At 60.8% G+C, this 15,124-nt stretch carries 13 protein-coding genes; all 13 read left to right on the forward strand.

From position 1 onward, the window contains the following. Window positions 1–316 precede the first annotated feature (316 nt). The 13 genes from sdhC (at window position 317) to EA795_RS13875 (ending at window position 15,119) form a co-directional block, all read left to right on the forward strand. Window positions 317–691 carry a succinate dehydrogenase, cytochrome b556 subunit gene (gene sdhC / locus EA795_RS13815; protein ID WP_122077927.1) on the forward strand — a complete coding sequence of 125 codons (375 nt, stop codon included), beginning with the start codon at window positions 317–319 and terminating at the stop codon, window positions 689–691. Further along, entirely contained in the window at window positions 685–1,053 is a 369-nt protein-coding gene (sdhD, locus tag EA795_RS13820; protein ID WP_014853546.1) for a succinate dehydrogenase, hydrophobic membrane anchor protein, read from the forward strand. The genes sdhC and sdhD overlap by 7 nt, the downstream gene beginning before the upstream one ends. Window positions 1,054–1,056: 3 nt before the next feature. Continuing rightward, complete coding sequence (gene sdhA, locus EA795_RS13825) at window positions 1,057–2,829, forward strand: succinate dehydrogenase flavoprotein subunit (protein WP_122077929.1); 1,773 nt, start codon at window positions 1,057–1,059, stop codon at window positions 2,827–2,829. A gap of 11 nt (window positions 2,830–2,840) precedes the next feature. Continuing rightward, complete coding sequence (locus EA795_RS13830; protein ID WP_014853548.1) at window positions 2,841–3,545, forward strand: succinate dehydrogenase iron-sulfur subunit; 705 nt, start codon at window positions 2,841–2,843, stop codon at window positions 3,543–3,545. A gap of 284 nt (window positions 3,546–3,829) precedes the next feature. Then, window positions 3,830–6,661, forward strand: coding sequence for a 2-oxoglutarate dehydrogenase E1 component (locus tag EA795_RS13835; RefSeq protein ID WP_122077932.1), 2,832 nt, complete (start codon window positions 3,830–3,832; stop codon window positions 6,659–6,661). 68 nt (window positions 6,662–6,729) lie between these two features. Next, complete coding sequence (odhB, locus tag EA795_RS13840; RefSeq protein ID WP_058075072.1) at window positions 6,730–7,947, forward strand: 2-oxoglutarate dehydrogenase complex dihydrolipoyllysine-residue succinyltransferase; 1,218 nt, start codon at window positions 6,730–6,732, stop codon at window positions 7,945–7,947. 90 nt (window positions 7,948–8,037) lie between these two features. Continuing rightward, window positions 8,038–9,474, forward strand: a complete 1,437-nt coding sequence (gene lpdA / locus EA795_RS13845; protein ID WP_014853551.1) for a dihydrolipoyl dehydrogenase — start codon at window positions 8,038–8,040, stop codon at window positions 9,472–9,474. Window positions 9,475–9,651: 177 nt separating this feature from the next. Then, window positions 9,652–10,818 (forward strand): ADP-forming succinate--CoA ligase subunit beta, encoded by a 1,167-nt coding sequence (gene sucC, locus EA795_RS13850; RefSeq protein ID WP_014853552.1) that lies wholly within the window; start codon window positions 9,652–9,654, stop codon window positions 10,816–10,818. Continuing rightward, the gene (gene sucD, locus EA795_RS13855) at window positions 10,818–11,699 is read left to right on the forward strand and encodes a succinate--CoA ligase subunit alpha (RefSeq protein ID WP_014853553.1); all 882 of its coding nucleotides are present in this window, start codon (window positions 10,818–10,820) and stop codon (window positions 11,697–11,699) included. Before sucC ends, sucD begins: the two co-directional genes overlap by 1 nt. A 301-nt stretch (window positions 11,700–12,000) precedes the next feature. Then, on the forward strand, window positions 12,001–13,308 hold the full coding sequence (gene brnQ / locus EA795_RS13860; RefSeq protein ID WP_122077934.1) for a branched-chain amino acid transport system II carrier protein: 1,308 nt from the start codon (window positions 12,001–12,003) through the stop codon (window positions 13,306–13,308). 127 nt (window positions 13,309–13,435) lie between these two features. Continuing rightward, the gene (locus EA795_RS13865; RefSeq protein ID WP_014853555.1) at window positions 13,436–14,161 is read left to right on the forward strand and encodes a DUF599 domain-containing protein; all 726 of its coding nucleotides are present in this window, start codon (window positions 13,436–13,438) and stop codon (window positions 14,159–14,161) included. Window positions 14,162–14,217: 56 nt separating this feature from the next. Further along, entirely contained in the window at window positions 14,218–14,676 is a 459-nt protein-coding gene (locus EA795_RS13870; RefSeq protein WP_014853556.1) for a PaaI family thioesterase, read from the forward strand. Then, a complete protein-coding gene (locus EA795_RS13875) occupies window positions 14,673–15,119 on the forward strand; it encodes a PaaI family thioesterase (RefSeq protein ID WP_014853557.1) in 447 nt (148 codons plus the stop codon). Before EA795_RS13870 ends, EA795_RS13875 begins: the two co-directional genes overlap by 4 nt. Window positions 15,120–15,124 lie beyond the last annotated feature (5 nt).

Here is a 15,124-nt window from a genome sequence, read left to right on the forward strand (position 1 = left end):
CGCAGGGCCCGCATCACTATAGTGAGATAAATCTCAAAGTCAATTTGCGTAAGCCCGTGTCGCAGAGGGGTTTTCTGGGTGAATTCGCAACACAGGTTGTCTGTTTACGGCATTTATATATAGGTCGCCATCAGCCTTTAGTGGCACTTCACCACATTGTCATTAGCGACCTAACTGTTTATACTCGGAAACCGACCGGCAGGGGCCTCACAGGCAGTTTCCTGTAGGTTGTCACTCGTGGGTGGCGGGTGCCGCAGTGCACTCTTCCCAACAACTTTGCCCTGTGTCCTGGGGCTCTCAAGTGTGAAAAAAAGCCGTGAAAAGCCAACGACCTGTAAACCTAGATCTTAGGACAATAAAACTCCCAATCACTGCTTACACATCGATTATTCACCGTGTATCCGGGGTGATCCTGTTTGTCGGTGTGGCCATCATGCTGCTCGCGCTCGACGCTTCGCTGTCTTCCGAGGAAGGCTTTGCCGAGGTCAAGGCGTATCTGAGCAGTCCGCTGGTCAAGCTGATCGTTTGGGGGCTGTTGTCTGCACTGCTGTATCACCTGGTGGCCGGCATTCGTCACCTGATCATGGACGCCGGACATGGCGAGACGCTGGAAGGCGGCAAGCTGGGTTCGAAAATCGTAATCGCCGTTTCGGTGGTGCTGATCCTGCTGGCGGGGGTGTGGATATGGTAACCAATGTCACGAACTTTTCGCGTTCGGGCCTGTATGACTGGATGGCTCAGCGCGTTTCGGCAGTTGTCCTCGCTGCTTATTTCCTGTTCTTGATCGGATACCTGGTCGTTAACCCCGGGCTCGAATACGCTCAGTGGCATCAGCTGTACTCCGCCACCTGGATGCGTATCTTCAGTCTCCTGGCTCTCGTCGCGCTGAGCGTTCATGCGTGGGTTGGTATGTGGACGATTTCCACCGACTACCTGACCAACATGGCGATCGGTAAGTGGGCTACCGGTGTGCGGTTCATCTTCCAGGCAGTGTGTGGCATCGCCATGTTCACTATGTTCGTCTGGGGTGTGCAGATTCTTTGGGGTATCTGATTCATGGCTAGCATTCGTACTCTTTCCTATGACGCCATCATCATTGGTGGCGGTGGCGCTGGCATGCGTGCCGCGCTGCAACTGGCCCAGGGTGGCCACAAGACTGCCGTGGTCACCAAGGTGTTCCCGACCCGGTCGCACACCGTTTCCGCCCAGGGTGGCATCACCTGCGCCATCGCCTCGGCCGACCCGAACGATGACTGGCGCTGGCACATGTACGATACCGTCAAGGGTTCCGATTACATCGGCGACCAGGACGCTATCGAATACATGTGTTCCGTAGGACCCGAAGCGGTATTCGAACTGGAGCACATGGGGCTGCCGTTCTCCCGTACCGAGCAGGGCCGCATCTATCAGCGTCCGTTCGGCGGTCAGTCGAAGGACTACGGCAAGGGCGGCCAGGCCGCTCGTACCTGCGCCGCTGCCGACCGTACCGGTCACGCATTGCTGCACACGCTTTACCAAGGCAACCTGAAAGCCGGCACGTCTTTCCTCAACGAATGGTACGCAGTCGATCTGGTCAAGAACCAGGACGGCGCCATCGTTGGCGTGATCGCGATCTGCATCGAGAACGGCGAGACCGTTTATATCCGTTCCAAGGCCGTAGTGCTGGCTACTGGCGGTGCCGGTCGTATCTATGCCTCCACCACCAACGCATTGATCAATACCGGTGACGGTATCGGCATGGCGCTGCGTGCAGGCGTGCCGGTTCAGGACATCGAAATGTGGCAGTTCCACCCGACCGGTATCGCCGGCGCGGGTGTACTGGTCACCGAAGGCTGCCGCGGTGAAGGCGGTTACCTGATCAACAAGCATGGCGAGCGCTTCATGGAGCGTTACGCTCCGAACGCCAAGGATCTTGCCGGTCGTGACGTGGTCGCACGTTCCATGGTCAAGGAAATCCTCGCCGGCAATGGCTGTGGTCCGAATGGCGATCACGTCATGCTCAAGCTCGATCACCTGGGTGAGGAAGTGCTGCACAGCCGCCTGCCTGGTATCTGCGAGCTGTCGAAGACCTTCGCTCATGTCGACCCGGTTACCGCTCCGGTTCCGGTCGTTCCGACCTGCCATTACATGATGGGTGGTGTCGCCACCAACATTCATGGTCAGGCGATCACCCAGGATGCCAATGGCAACGACAAGATCGTCGAAGGCCTGTTCGCGGTTGGCGAAGTGGCTTGCGTATCGGTTCATGGTGCCAACCGCCTGGGTGGCAACTCGCTGCTCGACCTGGTGGTGTTCGGTCGTGCCGCTGGGCTGCACCTGGAGAAGGCACTGAAGGAAGGTGTCGAGCATCGTGGCGCTAGCGAGACCGATCTGGATACGGCGCTCAACCGCCTTGCCAGTCTCAACGAACGTACCACTGGCGAAGACGTCGCCTCGCTGCGCAAAGAGCTGCAGAGCTGCATGCAGAACTATTTCGGTGTGTTCCGTACCGGCGAATACATGCAGAAGGGTATCGCACAGTTGGCCGACCTGCGTCAGCGTATCGCCAGCGTGAAGATCTCCGACAAGAGCCAGGCGTTCAATACCGCCCGTATCGAAGCGCTCGAGCTGCAGAACCTGTTGGAAGTCGCCGAAGCTACCGCGATTGCCGCGGAAACTCGCAAGGAATCGCGCGGCGCTCACGCTCGCGAAGACTTCGAAGAGCGTGACGACGAAAACTGGCTGTGCCACACCCTGTATTTCCCGGGTGAGAAGCGTGTATCCAAGCGTGCCGTGAACTTCTCTCCGAAGACAGTACCGACATTCGAGCCCAAGGTTCGGACATACTGAGGTCGCCTAAAATGTTGCAAGTGAGCGTCTATCGCTACAACCCGGATCAAGACGAAAAGCCCTACATGCAGGATTTTCAGGTCAATACCGATGGTAAGGACCTGATGGTGCTCGACGTGCTGGCACTGATCAAGGAGCAGGACGAAGGCTTCTCCTATCGTCGCTCCTGCCGTGAAGGGGTCTGTGGCTCCGATGGCATGAACATGAACGGCAAGAATGGCCTGGCCTGCATCACGCCGCTGTCCGACGTGGTCAAGGGGGGCAAGCTGGTTCTGCGTCCGTTGCCTGGTCTGCCAGTCATTCGTGACTTGGTCGTCGATATGGGCATCTTCTACAAGCAGTACGAGAAGGTTCGTCCTTATCTGATGAACAATACGCCGGCACCGGCTATCGAACGACTGCAGAGCCCGGAAGATCGCGAGAAGCTGGATGGTCTGTACGAGTGCATTCTGTGCGCTTGCTGCTCCACCAGTTGCCCGTCCTTCTGGTGGAACCCGGACAAGTTCCTCGGTCCCGCCGCGTTGCTGCAGGCTTATCGCTTCCTGGCCGACAGCCGCGACACCGAAACCGAGGAGCGTCTGGCGGCACTGGACGATCCGTTCAGCGTGTTCCGTTGCCGTGGCATCATGAACTGCGTGAGCGTTTGCCCGAAGGGTCTGAACCCGACCAAGGCAATCGGCCACGTGCGTAACATGCTGCTGCAGAGCGGGACCTGATGTATCCGGGCAGGCGATTGCGGTTGATTCGCCTGCCTGCTTCGCTTCACCGTGACACCTGCGGCGCCGTAGTTGATCTCGGCGCCGTAGCTTTAGTAGGAAACCCAGCCCACAAAGCCGGGATTCCACTCTGAAAATTGACGACCAGCAGGAGCATCCGGGGTGGTGCCCGGAAACTATCTGCGCGGTCCGTAGTGGCTTTACCTGAGTCGCTGCTTCAGAACTTGGGAAGTCATGCTGCGGTCTCCACGCTGGTGGTGTCTCCTTATCGAAGGTGACCGAACATGCAAGAAAGCGTAATGCAGCGCATGTGGGACAGTGCCCACCTATCCGGTGGTAATGCTGCCTATGTGGAAGAGCTTTATGAGCTCTACCTGCACGACCCCAATGCTGTGCCCGAAGAATGGCGCAGCTACTTCCAGAAGTTGCCCGTCAGCGGCAGCACTACGACCGATGTATCGCATTCGACGATTCGCGATCATTTCGTCTTGCTGGCCAAGAATCAGCGTCGCGCCCAGCCTGTTTCAGCCGGTAGCGTCAGTAGCGAGCATGAGAAGAAGCAGGTCGAAGTCCTTCGCCTGATTCAGGCTTACCGCATGCGCGGTCACCAGGCCGCTCAACTCGACCCACTCGGTCTCCGTCAGCGTCCCGTTCCTGCCGATCTTTCGATCAACCACTATGGTCTGACCGACTCGGACCTGGACACCGTGTTCCGCACCGGTGATCTGGCGCTGGGCAAGGACGAGGCAACGTTGCGTGAAATTCATCAGGCGTTGCAAGAGACATACTGTCGCACCATTGGCGCCGAATTCACGCACATCGTCGATTCTGAGCAGCGCAACTGGTTCGTGCAGCGCCTGGAAAGCGTTCGTGGTCGTCCGGCTTTCTCGCCTGAAATCAAGAGCCACCTGCTCGAGCGCCTGACCGCCGCCGAAGGTCTGGAAAAGTACCTGGGTACCAAGTATCCCGGGACCAAGCGTTTCGGTCTGGAAGGTGGCGAGAGCCTGATTCCGCTGCTGGACGAGATCATCCAGCGTTCCGGTTCCTATGGCACCAAGGAAATCGTCATCGGCATGGCCCACCGCGGTCGCCTGAACGTACTGGTCAATACCTTCGGCAAGAATCCGCGCGACCTGTTCGACGAGTTCGAAGGCAAGAAGGTGGAAGGACTGAGTTCCGGTGACGTGAAGTATCACCAGGGCTTTTCCTCCAACGTGATGACGCCTGGTGGCGAGATTCACCTGGCCATGGCCTTCAACCCATCCCACCTGGAAATCGTTTCCCCGGTGGTCGAAGGTTCGGTGCGCGCCCGCCAGGACCGCCGTTGCGATCCGGTCGGCGACAAGGTCCTTCCGGTGACCATCCACGGTGACGCTGCCGTCGCCGGTCAGGGCGTGGTCATGGAAACCTTTCAGATGTCGCAGACCCGCGCCTATCGCACGGGCGGCACCATCCGCATCGTGGTCAACAACCAGGTTGGCTTCACTACCAACAAGCAGGAAGATGCGCGCTCCACGGAGTACGCCACCGACGTGGCGAAAATGATCCAGGCGCCGATCTTCCACGTGAACGCCGATGATCCGGAGGCCGTGCTGTTCGTCACCCAGCTGGCCGTCGATTATCGCATGCAGTTCAAGCGCGATGTGGTGATCGATCTGGTCTGCTACCGCCGCCGCGGCCACAACGAGGCCGATGAGCCGAGCGGTACCCAGCCGCTGATGTACCAGCAGATCGCCAAGCAGCGCACCACGCGCGAGCTGTATGCCGACAGCCTGATCCAGGCCAATGTGCAGGACGCCGAGAGCGTGCAGGCGAAGATCGACGAGTACCGCACCGCGCTGGACAACGGTCTGCACGTGGTCAAGAGCCTGGTCAAGGAGCCCAACAAGGAGCTGTTCGTCGACTGGCGTCCCTACCTGGGCCATGCCTGGACCGCGCGTCACGATACCCGGTTCGATCTGAAGACCCTGCAGGAACTCTCCAGCAAGATGCTTGCGGTGCCCGAAGGCTTCGTCGTCCAGCGCCAGGTATCGAAGATTCTCGAAGACCGCCAGAAAATGGGTGCCGGTGCACTGGCCATCAACTGGGGCTATGCCGAGACGCTGGCCTACGCGACCCTGCTGTTCGAAGGCCACCCGGTCCGCATCAGTGGTCAGGACGTCGGTCGCGGCACCTTCTCGCATCGCCATGCGGCGCTGCACAACCAGAAGGACGGCAGCACCCACATTCCGCTGCAGCACCTGTACGAAGGCCAGCCTCGCTTCGATCTGTACGATTCCTTCCTCTCCGAGGAAGCCGTGCTGGCATTCGAATACGGCTATGCCACCACCATGCCGAACGCTCTGGTGATCTGGGAAGCGCAGTTCGGTGACTTCGCCAACGGTGCTCAGGTCGTGATCGACCAGTTCATCACCAGTGGCGAGCATAAGTGGGGACGCCTGTGCGGCCTGACCATGCTGTTGCCGCATGGTTATGAAGGGCAGGGGCCGGAGCACTCCTCCGCGCGTCTGGAGCGTTACCTGCAGCTGTGTGCCGAGCAGAACATCCAGGTGTGCGTACCGACCACGCCGGCGCAGGTCTACCACATGCTGCGTCGTCAGGCGATCCGCCCTCTTCGCAAGCCGCTGGTCGCGCTTACGCCGAAGTCGCTGCTACGCCACAAGCTGGCTACCTCGACGCTCGAGGATCTGACCGAGGGTTCGTTCCAGACCGTCATCCCGGAAATCGATCAAATCGATCCGGCCAAGGTCGAACGACTCATCATGTGCAGCGGCAAGGTCTACTACGATCTGCTGGACAAGCGTCGTAGCGAAGGCCGGGAAGATATTGCCATCGTGCGTATCGAGCAGCTGTATCCGTTCCCGGAAGAGGATCTGGCCGAGGTGCTCGCGCCTTACCAGAAGCTCAAGCAGATCGTCTGGTGCCAGGAAGAGCCGATGAACCAGGGCGCGTGGTATTGCAGCCAGCACCATATGCGTCGTGTGGCCACAGCGCACAAGAAGGAGCTGTTCCTTCAGTACGCCGGTCGTGAAGCCTCCGCCGCACCTGCGGTCGGTTACGCCTCCATGCACGCCGAACAGCAGGAAAAACTGCTGCAGGACGCATTCACCGTTTAAATCATCGAGCAAGAGGCCGCGGACTTCGCGGCCTCGCCGTAGAAACCGAATCAATAGGACCCCAGCTAATGGCTATCGAGATCAAAGCCCCCCAATTCCCGGAATCGGTCGCTGACGGCACCGTTGCCACCTGGCACAAGCAACCGGGCGAAGCAGTCAAGCGTGACGAATTGATCGTCGATATCGAGACCGACAAGGTCGTGATGGAAGTACTCGCCGAAGCCGATGGCGTGCTGACCGAAATCGTCAAGAACGAAGGCGACACCGTGCTCAGCGGCGAGTTGCTCGGCAAGCTGGAAGCGGGTGCCACCGCTTCGGCAGCGCCAGCGCCCGCAGCGGCACCTGCCGCCGCTCCGGCTGCCGCTCCCGCCGCTGCCAGTGCCGAAGAGGCGATCCTCGCGCCAGCCGCTCGCAAGCTCGCCGAAGAGAATGGCATCGACCCCAACAGCGTGAAGGGCACCGGCAAGGACGGTCGCGTCACCAAGGAAGACGTGGTTGCCGCCATCGAGGCCAAGAAGTCCGCTCCGGCCGCAGCCAAGCCTGCTGCCAGCGCTGCCGCTGCGCCTGTCGTTGCAGCCGGTGACCGCACCGAGAAGCGTGTGCCGATGACCCGTCTGCGTGCCAAGGTTGCCGAGCGTCTGGTCGAGGCACAGTCGAACATGGCGATGCTGACCACCTTCAACGAAGTCGACATGACCGAAGTCATGGCGCTGCGTTCGAAGTACAAGGAGCTGTTCGAGAAGACTCACAACGGCGTACGCCTGGGCTTCATGTCCTTCTTCGTCAAGGCTTCCGTCGAGGCGCTGAAGCGCTTCCCGGCGGTCAACGCCTCGATCGACGGCAGCGACATCGTCTACCACGGCTATCAGGACATCGGCGTTGCCGTTTCCAGCGACCGTGGTCTGGTCGTGCCCGTGTTGCGCAATGCCGAGCTGATGAGCCTGGCGGAAGTCGAAAGCGGCATCGCGACCTTCGGCAAGAAGGCCCGCGACGGTAAACTGTCGATCGACGAAATGACTGGTGGTACCTTCACCATCACCAACGGTGGTACTTTCGGTTCGATGATGTCCACTCCTATCGTCAATCCGCCGCAAGCCGCCATCCTGGGCATGCACAACATCCTGCAACGACCGATGGCCATCAATGGTCAGGTGGTCATCCGGCCGATGATGTACCTGGCGCTGTCCTACGATCATCGCCTGATCGACGGCAAGGAAGCGGTCAGCTTCCTGGTGACCATCAAGAACCTGCTGGAAGACCCGGCCCGCCTGCTGCTGGACATCTAAAAAGCAGCGGCAAGTCGCAAGCGGGAGCTGCCTCGAGGTGGCTTCGCTTGTGGCTTGCCGCTTTTCGCTTGAAGCTAGAGAGGATTTGCAATGAGTCAGAAATTCGACGTCGTCGTCATCGGTGCCGGTCCGGGGGGCTATGTGGCTGCCATTCGCGCGGCGCAGCTGGGCTTGAAGACCGCCTGCATCGAAAAGTATCAGGGCAAGGAAGGCAAGACCGCTCTGGGCGGCACTTGCCTGAACGTGGGTTGCATCCCCTCCAAGGCGCTGCTCGACAGCTCCTACAAGTTCCACGAAGCCCACGAGAGCTTCAACGTCCATGGCATCAGCACCGGCGATGTCAAGATGGACGTGCCGACCATGGTCGCGCGCAAGGACCAGATCGTTAAGAACCTCACCGGCGGCGTTGCGGCGCTGCTGAAGGCCAATGGCGTGACCGTTTTCGAAGGCCACGGCAAGCTGCTGGCCGGCAAGCAGGTGGAAGTCACCAAGCTCGATGGCAGCACCGAGACGCTGGCCGCCGAGAACGTCATCCTGGCTTCCGGCTCCAAGCCGGTGGATATTCCGCCTGCGCCTGTCGATCAGAAGATCATCGTCGACTCCACCGGTGCGCTGGATTTCCAGAGCGTTCCGGCTCGCCTGGGCGTCATCGGCGCGGGTGTCATCGGTCTCGAACTGGGTTCGGTCTGGGCACGCCTCGGCGCCGAAGTGACCGTCATCGAAGCGATGGACAAGTTCCTGCCGGCTGCCGATGAGCAGATCTCCAAGGAAGCCTTCAAGGTACTGTCCAAGCAGGGTCTGAAGATTCTGCTGGGTGCGCGCCTGACCGGTTCCGAAGTCAAGGGCGAGGAAGTGACCGTCAGCTTCACGTCCGCTGAAGGTGAGCAGCAGCAGACCTTCGACAAGCTGATCGTCGCGGTTGGCCGTCGTCCGGTCACCACCGATCTGCTGGCGGCCGATACTGGCGTGGACATGGATGAGCGCGGCTTCATCTTCGTCGACGATCAGTGCGCAACCAGCGTTCCCGGCGTCTACGCTATCGGTGACGTGGTGCGTGGCGCGATGCTGGCGCACAAGGCGTCCGAAGAGGGCGTGATGGTTGCCGAGCGTATCGCCGGCCACAAGTCGCAGATGAACTACGACCTGATCCCGTCGGTCATCTACACCCATCCGGAAATCGCATGGGTAGGCAAGACCGAGCAGGCGCTCAAGAGCGAAGGCGTTGAAGTCAACGTCGGTGTCTTCCCGTTCGCGGCCAGTGGCCGTGCCATGGCGGCCAACGACACGGCCGGTCTGGTCAAGGTCATCGCCGATGCCAAGACCGACCGCGTACTGGGCGTTCACGTGATGGGTCCGGCGGCGGCCGAGCTGGTTCAGCAGGGCGCCATCGGTATGGAATTCGGCACCAGTGCCGAAGACCTCGGCATGATGGTGTTCTCGCACCCGACCATGTCCGAGGCGCTGCATGAAGCAGCGCTGGCCGTCAACGGCCATGCGATCCACATCGCCAACCGCAAGAAGCGTTGATGGTTGTGTGAACTGACGAAGCCCGCCGTGTTCTCGCGAACACTGCGGGCTTTCGTCGATGTGGGCAGCTAAAAAACAACCAGGTCTTTGAAAGGTATTTCCGATAGTTTTCAGTGACTTGGGGTGGCGCGGCCTCAGCGCTGCGTCTGATGCATATCAACCGAATGGTAGCTAAGCATGAATCTCCACGAATATCAGGGTAAGCAACTATTTGCCGAGTACGGACTGCCGGTTTCGGCAGGCTACGCGGTAGACAATCCACGAGAAGCCGCCGAGGCTTGCGACAAGATTGGCGGCACCGAATGGGTGGTCAAGGCTCAGGTGCATGCCGGCGGTCGCGGCAAGGCCGGCGGCGTCAAGCTGGTGCGCAGCAAGGACGAGGCCCGAGCGTTCGCACAGCAGTGGCTCGGCGAGCGACTGGTGACCTACCAGACCGATGCCAATGGCCAGCCGGTCAGCAAGATTCTGGTCGAAGCCTGCACTGATATTGCCAAGGAGCTTTACTTGGGCGCGGTGGTCGATCGCGCCTCGCGTCGTATCGTGTTCATGGCCTCCACCGAAGGTGGCGTGGATATCGAGAAAGTCGCCCACGACACACCTGAGAAGATCCTCAAGGCCACCGTCGACCCGCTGGTCGGCGCGCAGCCGTTCCAGGGCCGCGAGCTGGCTTTCCAGCTGGGGCTCAAGGGTGACCAGGTCAAGCAGTTCGTGCACATCTTCGTCGGCCTGGCCAAGCTGTTCGTCGACTACGACCTGGCTCTGCTGGAAGTCAATCCGCTGGTGATCAAGAAGGACGGCAACCTGCATTGCCTGGATGCCAAGATCAACATCGACAGCAACGCCATCTATCGCCAGCCCAAGCTGCGCGACATGGCCGACCCGTCCCAGGACGACCCGCGTGAAGCCCATGCGGCACGTTGGGAACTCAACTACGTGGCCCTCGATGGCAACATCGGTTGCATGGTCAATGGCGCCGGCCTGGCGATGGGCACCATGGACATCGTCAACCTGCACGGTGGCAAGCCGGCCAACTTCCTCGATGTCGGCGGTGGCGCCACCGAGGAGCGGGTCGCCGAAGCCTTCAAGATCATCCTGTCCGACCCGAACGTGGCGGCGGTGCTGGTGAACATCTTCGGCGGTATCGTGCGTTGCGACATGATTGCCGAAGGCATCATCGGCGCGGTGAAGGAAGTGGGCGTGAAGGTGCCGGTCGTGGTGCGCCTGGAGGGTAACAACGCCGACCTGGGCGCCAAGATGCTGAGCGACAGCGGGCTGAACATCATCGGTGCGAACAGCCTGACCGATGCGGCGGTACAGGTTGTCAAAGCCGCGGAGGGCAAGTAATGAGCATCCTGATCAACAAAGACACCAAAGTCATCTGCCAGGGCTTCACTGGCTCGCAAGGTACCTTCCACTCCGAACAGGCGATCGAGTACGGCACCCAGATGGTCGGCGGCGTGACGCCCGGCAAGGGCGGTACCACCCATCTCGGTCTGCCGGTCTTCAATACCGTGCGCGAAGCGGTGGAGGCCACCGGTGCCGATGCATCGGTCATCTACGTGCCGGCTCCCTTCTGCAAGGATTCGATCATCGAGGCGGCGATGAGCGGCATCAAGCTGATCGTCTGCATCACCGAAGGCATCCCGACGTTGGATATGCTGGAAGTGAAGATCAAGTGCGACGAACTGGGTGTGCGCCTGATCGGGCCGAACTGCCCGGGCGTGATCACACCTGGCGAGTGCAAGATCGGCATCCAGCCGGGGCATATCCACCAGCCGGGCAAGGTGGGGATCGTCTCGCGTTCCGGTACCCTGACCTATGAAGCGGTCAAGCAGACCACCGATGCCGGCTTCGGCCAGTCGACCTGCGTGGGCATCGGTGGCGATCCGATTCCGGGCTCCAGCTTCATCGACATCCTCGCGATGTTCCAGGAAGACCCGCAGACCGAGGCGATCGTGATGATCGGCGAGATCGGCGGTTCCGCCGAGGAAGAGGCGGCGGCCTACATCAAGGCCAACGTCACCAAGCCGGTGGTGTCCTACATCGCTGGCGTGACTGCACCGCCCGGTAAGCGTATGGGCCACGCCGGCGCGATCATCTCGGGTGGCAAGGGTACGGCGGATGAGAAGTTCGCTGCGCTGCAGGATGCCGGGGTGAAAACCGTGCGTTCCCTTGCCGATATCGGCAAGGCGCTGGCCGAGGTGACGGGCTGGGAAACCAAGTAAGTCCTGGTGTTCCGTTTCGTCGCGGCCGCGGACGAAACGGGAACAGACCTTAGCTGTCCTGCTGTAAAAAATGCCAGTCAGGTCTGCTGACTGGCATTTTTGTGTCCGGCGCAGCGTTTCCTGGCCTGCTCGGGCGGCGCTCACGGCGAGAGCTTGACCGCGTGGTCACCAATTCCGTCGCAAGAAACTCGTCTGAAGCCGGTAATTCCAGTAAGGTGCCACGTCTTTTTTGCGTGCGCCTCGCGCCGCAAATGAATCGAATAGTCTCGGACGCGCTTGCGTCTTCTGCGGTGGTACTCCAATGACTCGATTGAAAGGCCAGGATCTTCTGGCACTTGGTTTCATGACGTTCGCGCTGTTTCTTGGCGCGGGCAACATCATCTTTCCACCTAGCGCCGGTATGGCCGCCGGTGGGCGCATCGTGCCGGCCTCGATCGGCTTTCTGCTGACCGGAGTGGGCTTGCCGTTGCTCACGGTAGTGGCGCTGGCCCGTGTGGGTGGCGGCATGGATCGTCTGACCGCGCCGCTGGGCCGTTGGGCGGGTCTGGCGCTAGCTGTCGCCGTCTATCTGGCGATCGGTCCTCTGTTCGCGACACCACGCACCGCAACGGTGTCGTTCGAAATGGGGATCGCACCCTTTGCCGGTAATTCGGCGGGTCCGCTGTTCATCTATACCTCGCTGTTCTTCCTGGCGGTCCTGTTGCTGGTACTGAACCCCGGACGGCTGATCGACCGGGTCGGTAAGTTCATCACGCCGGTGCTGCTGGCGGCATTGCTGGTCCTCGGTTGTGCTGCGCTGTTCGCGCCGGCCGGCGCGATCGGCGAGACGGCCGAAAGCTATCGCACCAGCCCGCTGCTCAAGGGATTTCTCGACGGTTACCTGACCATGGACGCCCTTGGCGCGCTGGTGTTCGGCATCGTGATTGCCACGGCGATCCGTGACCGTGGCGTAACGGAACCGGCATTGGTGACCCGCTATTCGATGATCGCCGGCGTGATCGCCGCGATCGGCCTTTCGCTGGTGTACCTGGCGCTGTTCTATCTCGGGGCCACCAGCCAGGGCATCGCCGGCGATGCGTCCAATGGTGTGCAGATCCTGACGACTTACGTACAGCATACGTTCGGCAGCACCGGCAGCCTGTTGCTGGCGGTGGTCATTACGCTGGCCTGCCTGACGACCGCGGTTGGCCTGACGGCGGCCTGTGGTGAGTTTTTCAGTGGCGTGCTGCCGGTCAGCTATCGCACCGTGGTGGTGGTGTTCACGGCATTCAGCCTGCTGGTATCCAACCAGGGCCTGACCCAGCTGATCAGTGTTTCCGTTCCCGTACTGGTGGGCCTCTATCCATTGGCGATCGTGCTGGTCGCGCTTAGCCTGCTGGATCGCTTGTGGGTATCGCCGTGTCGCATCTTCGTCCCGACGATGGCGATCACGCTGATCTTCGGTGTGGTGGACGGTTTCGCCGCCGCGGGCTTCGACCAACTGGTGCCGGAGCTGTTCAAGCAGTTGCCGCTGGCCGCGCAGGGCATGGGCTGGCTGCTGCCGGTGCTGGTCACGCTGCTGGCCGCGATCATCGCCGACCGGGTGGCAGGCACACGCAAGACAGGTTGAGCCTGGGGTCCGTTGCCGTTTCGCCGCGAACGAAACGGCAACGAAGCCGAAAGTTTGCAACTGGCGGGCCTCGACAGCCTGGCGAGCGTGCTGGCTATAATGCGGCGCAGTGTCGGAGGGAGGCCCGATGTCTATTCCTGACCATTTGCTGCCGCATCTGATTGCCGTCGTCTGGTTCGTTTTCTGCTGGGTGGGTTACACCCGTTATGCCATCTGGCGCGGTCGTGATACGGCCTGCCTGGCCAGCGTGCTGCATCTCTACCGCAAGGATTGGATGCGGCGTCTAATGTTGCGTGACAACCGCATCGCCGATGCCAACGTGATCGGCAATCTCGAGCGCAATGCTTCCTTCTTCGCCTCCAGCACATTGATCATCCTCGCCGGTATCCTCACCGCGCTGGGGGCTTCGGATCGCGCGGTGTCGCTGCTGGCCGATCTGCCGTTTGCCCAGCCGGTCAGCCGGGGCCTGTCAGAGATAAAGCTGCTCGGCCTCGCCGTGGTGTTCGTCTATGCCTTCTTCACCTTCAGCTGGTGCATGCGCCAGTACAACTTCGCGGCCGTGCTGGTGGCTTCCGCGCCGGCGGTGGGTGAGCCCAATGTCAGCGACCAGCAGCGCAAGTCCTTCGCCGAGCGTGGGGCACGGGTCATGTCGATGGCGGCCAACCAGTTCAACTTCGGCCTGCGCGCCTATTACTTCGGCATGGCGACGCTGTCCTGGTTCATCAATCCCTGGGTCTTCATGCTGGTGACGGCGGGCGTCGTGCTGATCCTGTACCGTCGCGAATTCCACTCTGACGTGCTCAAGGTAATGGTATTCACGCCAACCTTGCCGAGCGAACTGCCCAGGGAATAGGTTGCTCCGCCGCGAGGCGTTACCATGCCCGGCTTGTTCGATTGTCGAGAGTTCGCATGAGCGACCCCGTTATTCTGGAACGTACCCAGCACTTCCTGTCCTTCCTGCGCCACTGCCAGGTACTGGGCATGCGTGTCGAACAGGCCGATCGAAAAGGCCTGACGCTGCGCCTGCCTTACAGCGACAAGATTGTCAGCGACCCCGAAACCCGGATCATCCATGGCGGCGCCATCACCACCCTGATGGATACCACCTGCGGCATATCCACGGCTTGCGCGCTGCCCGAACTGGAAATCTGTCCGACGCTGGACCTGCGTATCGACTACATGCATCCCGCCGAGCCGGACCATGACGTGTTCGGTTTCGCCGAGTGCTACCGGGTCACGCCGACCGTTATCTTCACTCGCGGCGTGGCCTATCAGCGCGACATCAACGAGCCCATCGCCCACGTCGTCGGTGCCTTCATGCGCATGGGCAAGGGTGTGGTGACGGGCGAGCGGGGCGCATCCAGATGAGTAACAGAAATCTCAACGAATGGGTGCGCCAGGCCCATGAAAGCAACAACTACGATCCGCTGCTGCAGATGGTGCCCTACGCCAGGCTGATCGGTATCCAGTGCCTGCGCCTGGGTGACGAGATGGTGTTCCGCCTGCCCAGCAACCAGGACAACATCGGCAATCCCACCTTGCCGGCGCTGCATGGCGGGGTCATCGCCGGCTTCATGGAACACGCGGCGATGTTGCATCTGCTGATGTTCATGGGCAGTCCACATTTGCCCAAAATCATCGACTTCTCGATAGATTATCTTCGTGCCGGTCTTTATCGTGACACCTTCGCTGCCTGCCAGGTGTGGCGTCAGGGTCGCCGTGTCGCCAACGTCGCCGTCACTGCCTGGCAGACGAATCAGGCCGAACCCATCGCTACCGCTCGCTGCCATTTCAAGGTGGACGAGCCCTGAAGCGG

Source organism: Stutzerimonas nitrititolerans (genome assembly GCF_003696285.1).
GTDB classification, from domain to species: Bacteria; Pseudomonadota; Gammaproteobacteria; order Pseudomonadales; family Pseudomonadaceae; genus Stutzerimonas; species Stutzerimonas nitrititolerans.

What these genes read in the sequence shown, in the direction of transcription:
- lpdA (WP_014853551.1), top strand. Translation starts at nt 8,038, where the DNA reads ATGAGTCAGAAATTCGACGTCGTCGTCATCGGTGCCGGTCCGGGGGGC.
- brnQ (WP_122077934.1), top strand. Translation starts at nt 12,001, where the DNA reads ATGACTCGATTGAAAGGCCAGGATCTTCTGGCACTTGGTTTCATGACG.
- sucC (WP_014853552.1), top strand. Translation starts at nt 9,652, where the DNA reads ATGAATCTCCACGAATATCAGGGTAAGCAACTATTTGCCGAGTACGGA.
- EA795_RS13830 (WP_014853548.1), top strand. Translation starts at nt 2,841, where the DNA reads ATGTTGCAAGTGAGCGTCTATCGCTACAACCCGGATCAAGACGAAAAG.
- EA795_RS13870 (WP_014853556.1), top strand. Translation starts at nt 14,218, where the DNA reads ATGAGCGACCCCGTTATTCTGGAACGTACCCAGCACTTCCTGTCCTTC.
- EA795_RS13835 (WP_122077932.1), top strand. Translation starts at nt 3,830, where the DNA reads ATGCAAGAAAGCGTAATGCAGCGCATGTGGGACAGTGCCCACCTATCC.
- odhB (WP_058075072.1), top strand. Translation starts at nt 6,730, where the DNA reads ATGGCTATCGAGATCAAAGCCCCCCAATTCCCGGAATCGGTCGCTGAC.
- sucD (WP_014853553.1), top strand. Translation starts at nt 10,818, where the DNA reads ATGAGCATCCTGATCAACAAAGACACCAAAGTCATCTGCCAGGGCTTC.
- EA795_RS13865 (WP_014853555.1), top strand. Translation starts at nt 13,436, where the DNA reads ATGTCTATTCCTGACCATTTGCTGCCGCATCTGATTGCCGTCGTCTGG.
- EA795_RS13875 (WP_014853557.1), top strand. Translation starts at nt 14,673, where the DNA reads ATGAGTAACAGAAATCTCAACGAATGGGTGCGCCAGGCCCATGAAAGC.
- sdhD (WP_014853546.1), top strand. Translation starts at nt 685, where the DNA reads ATGGTAACCAATGTCACGAACTTTTCGCGTTCGGGCCTGTATGACTGG.
- sdhA (WP_122077929.1), top strand. Translation starts at nt 1,057, where the DNA reads ATGGCTAGCATTCGTACTCTTTCCTATGACGCCATCATCATTGGTGGC.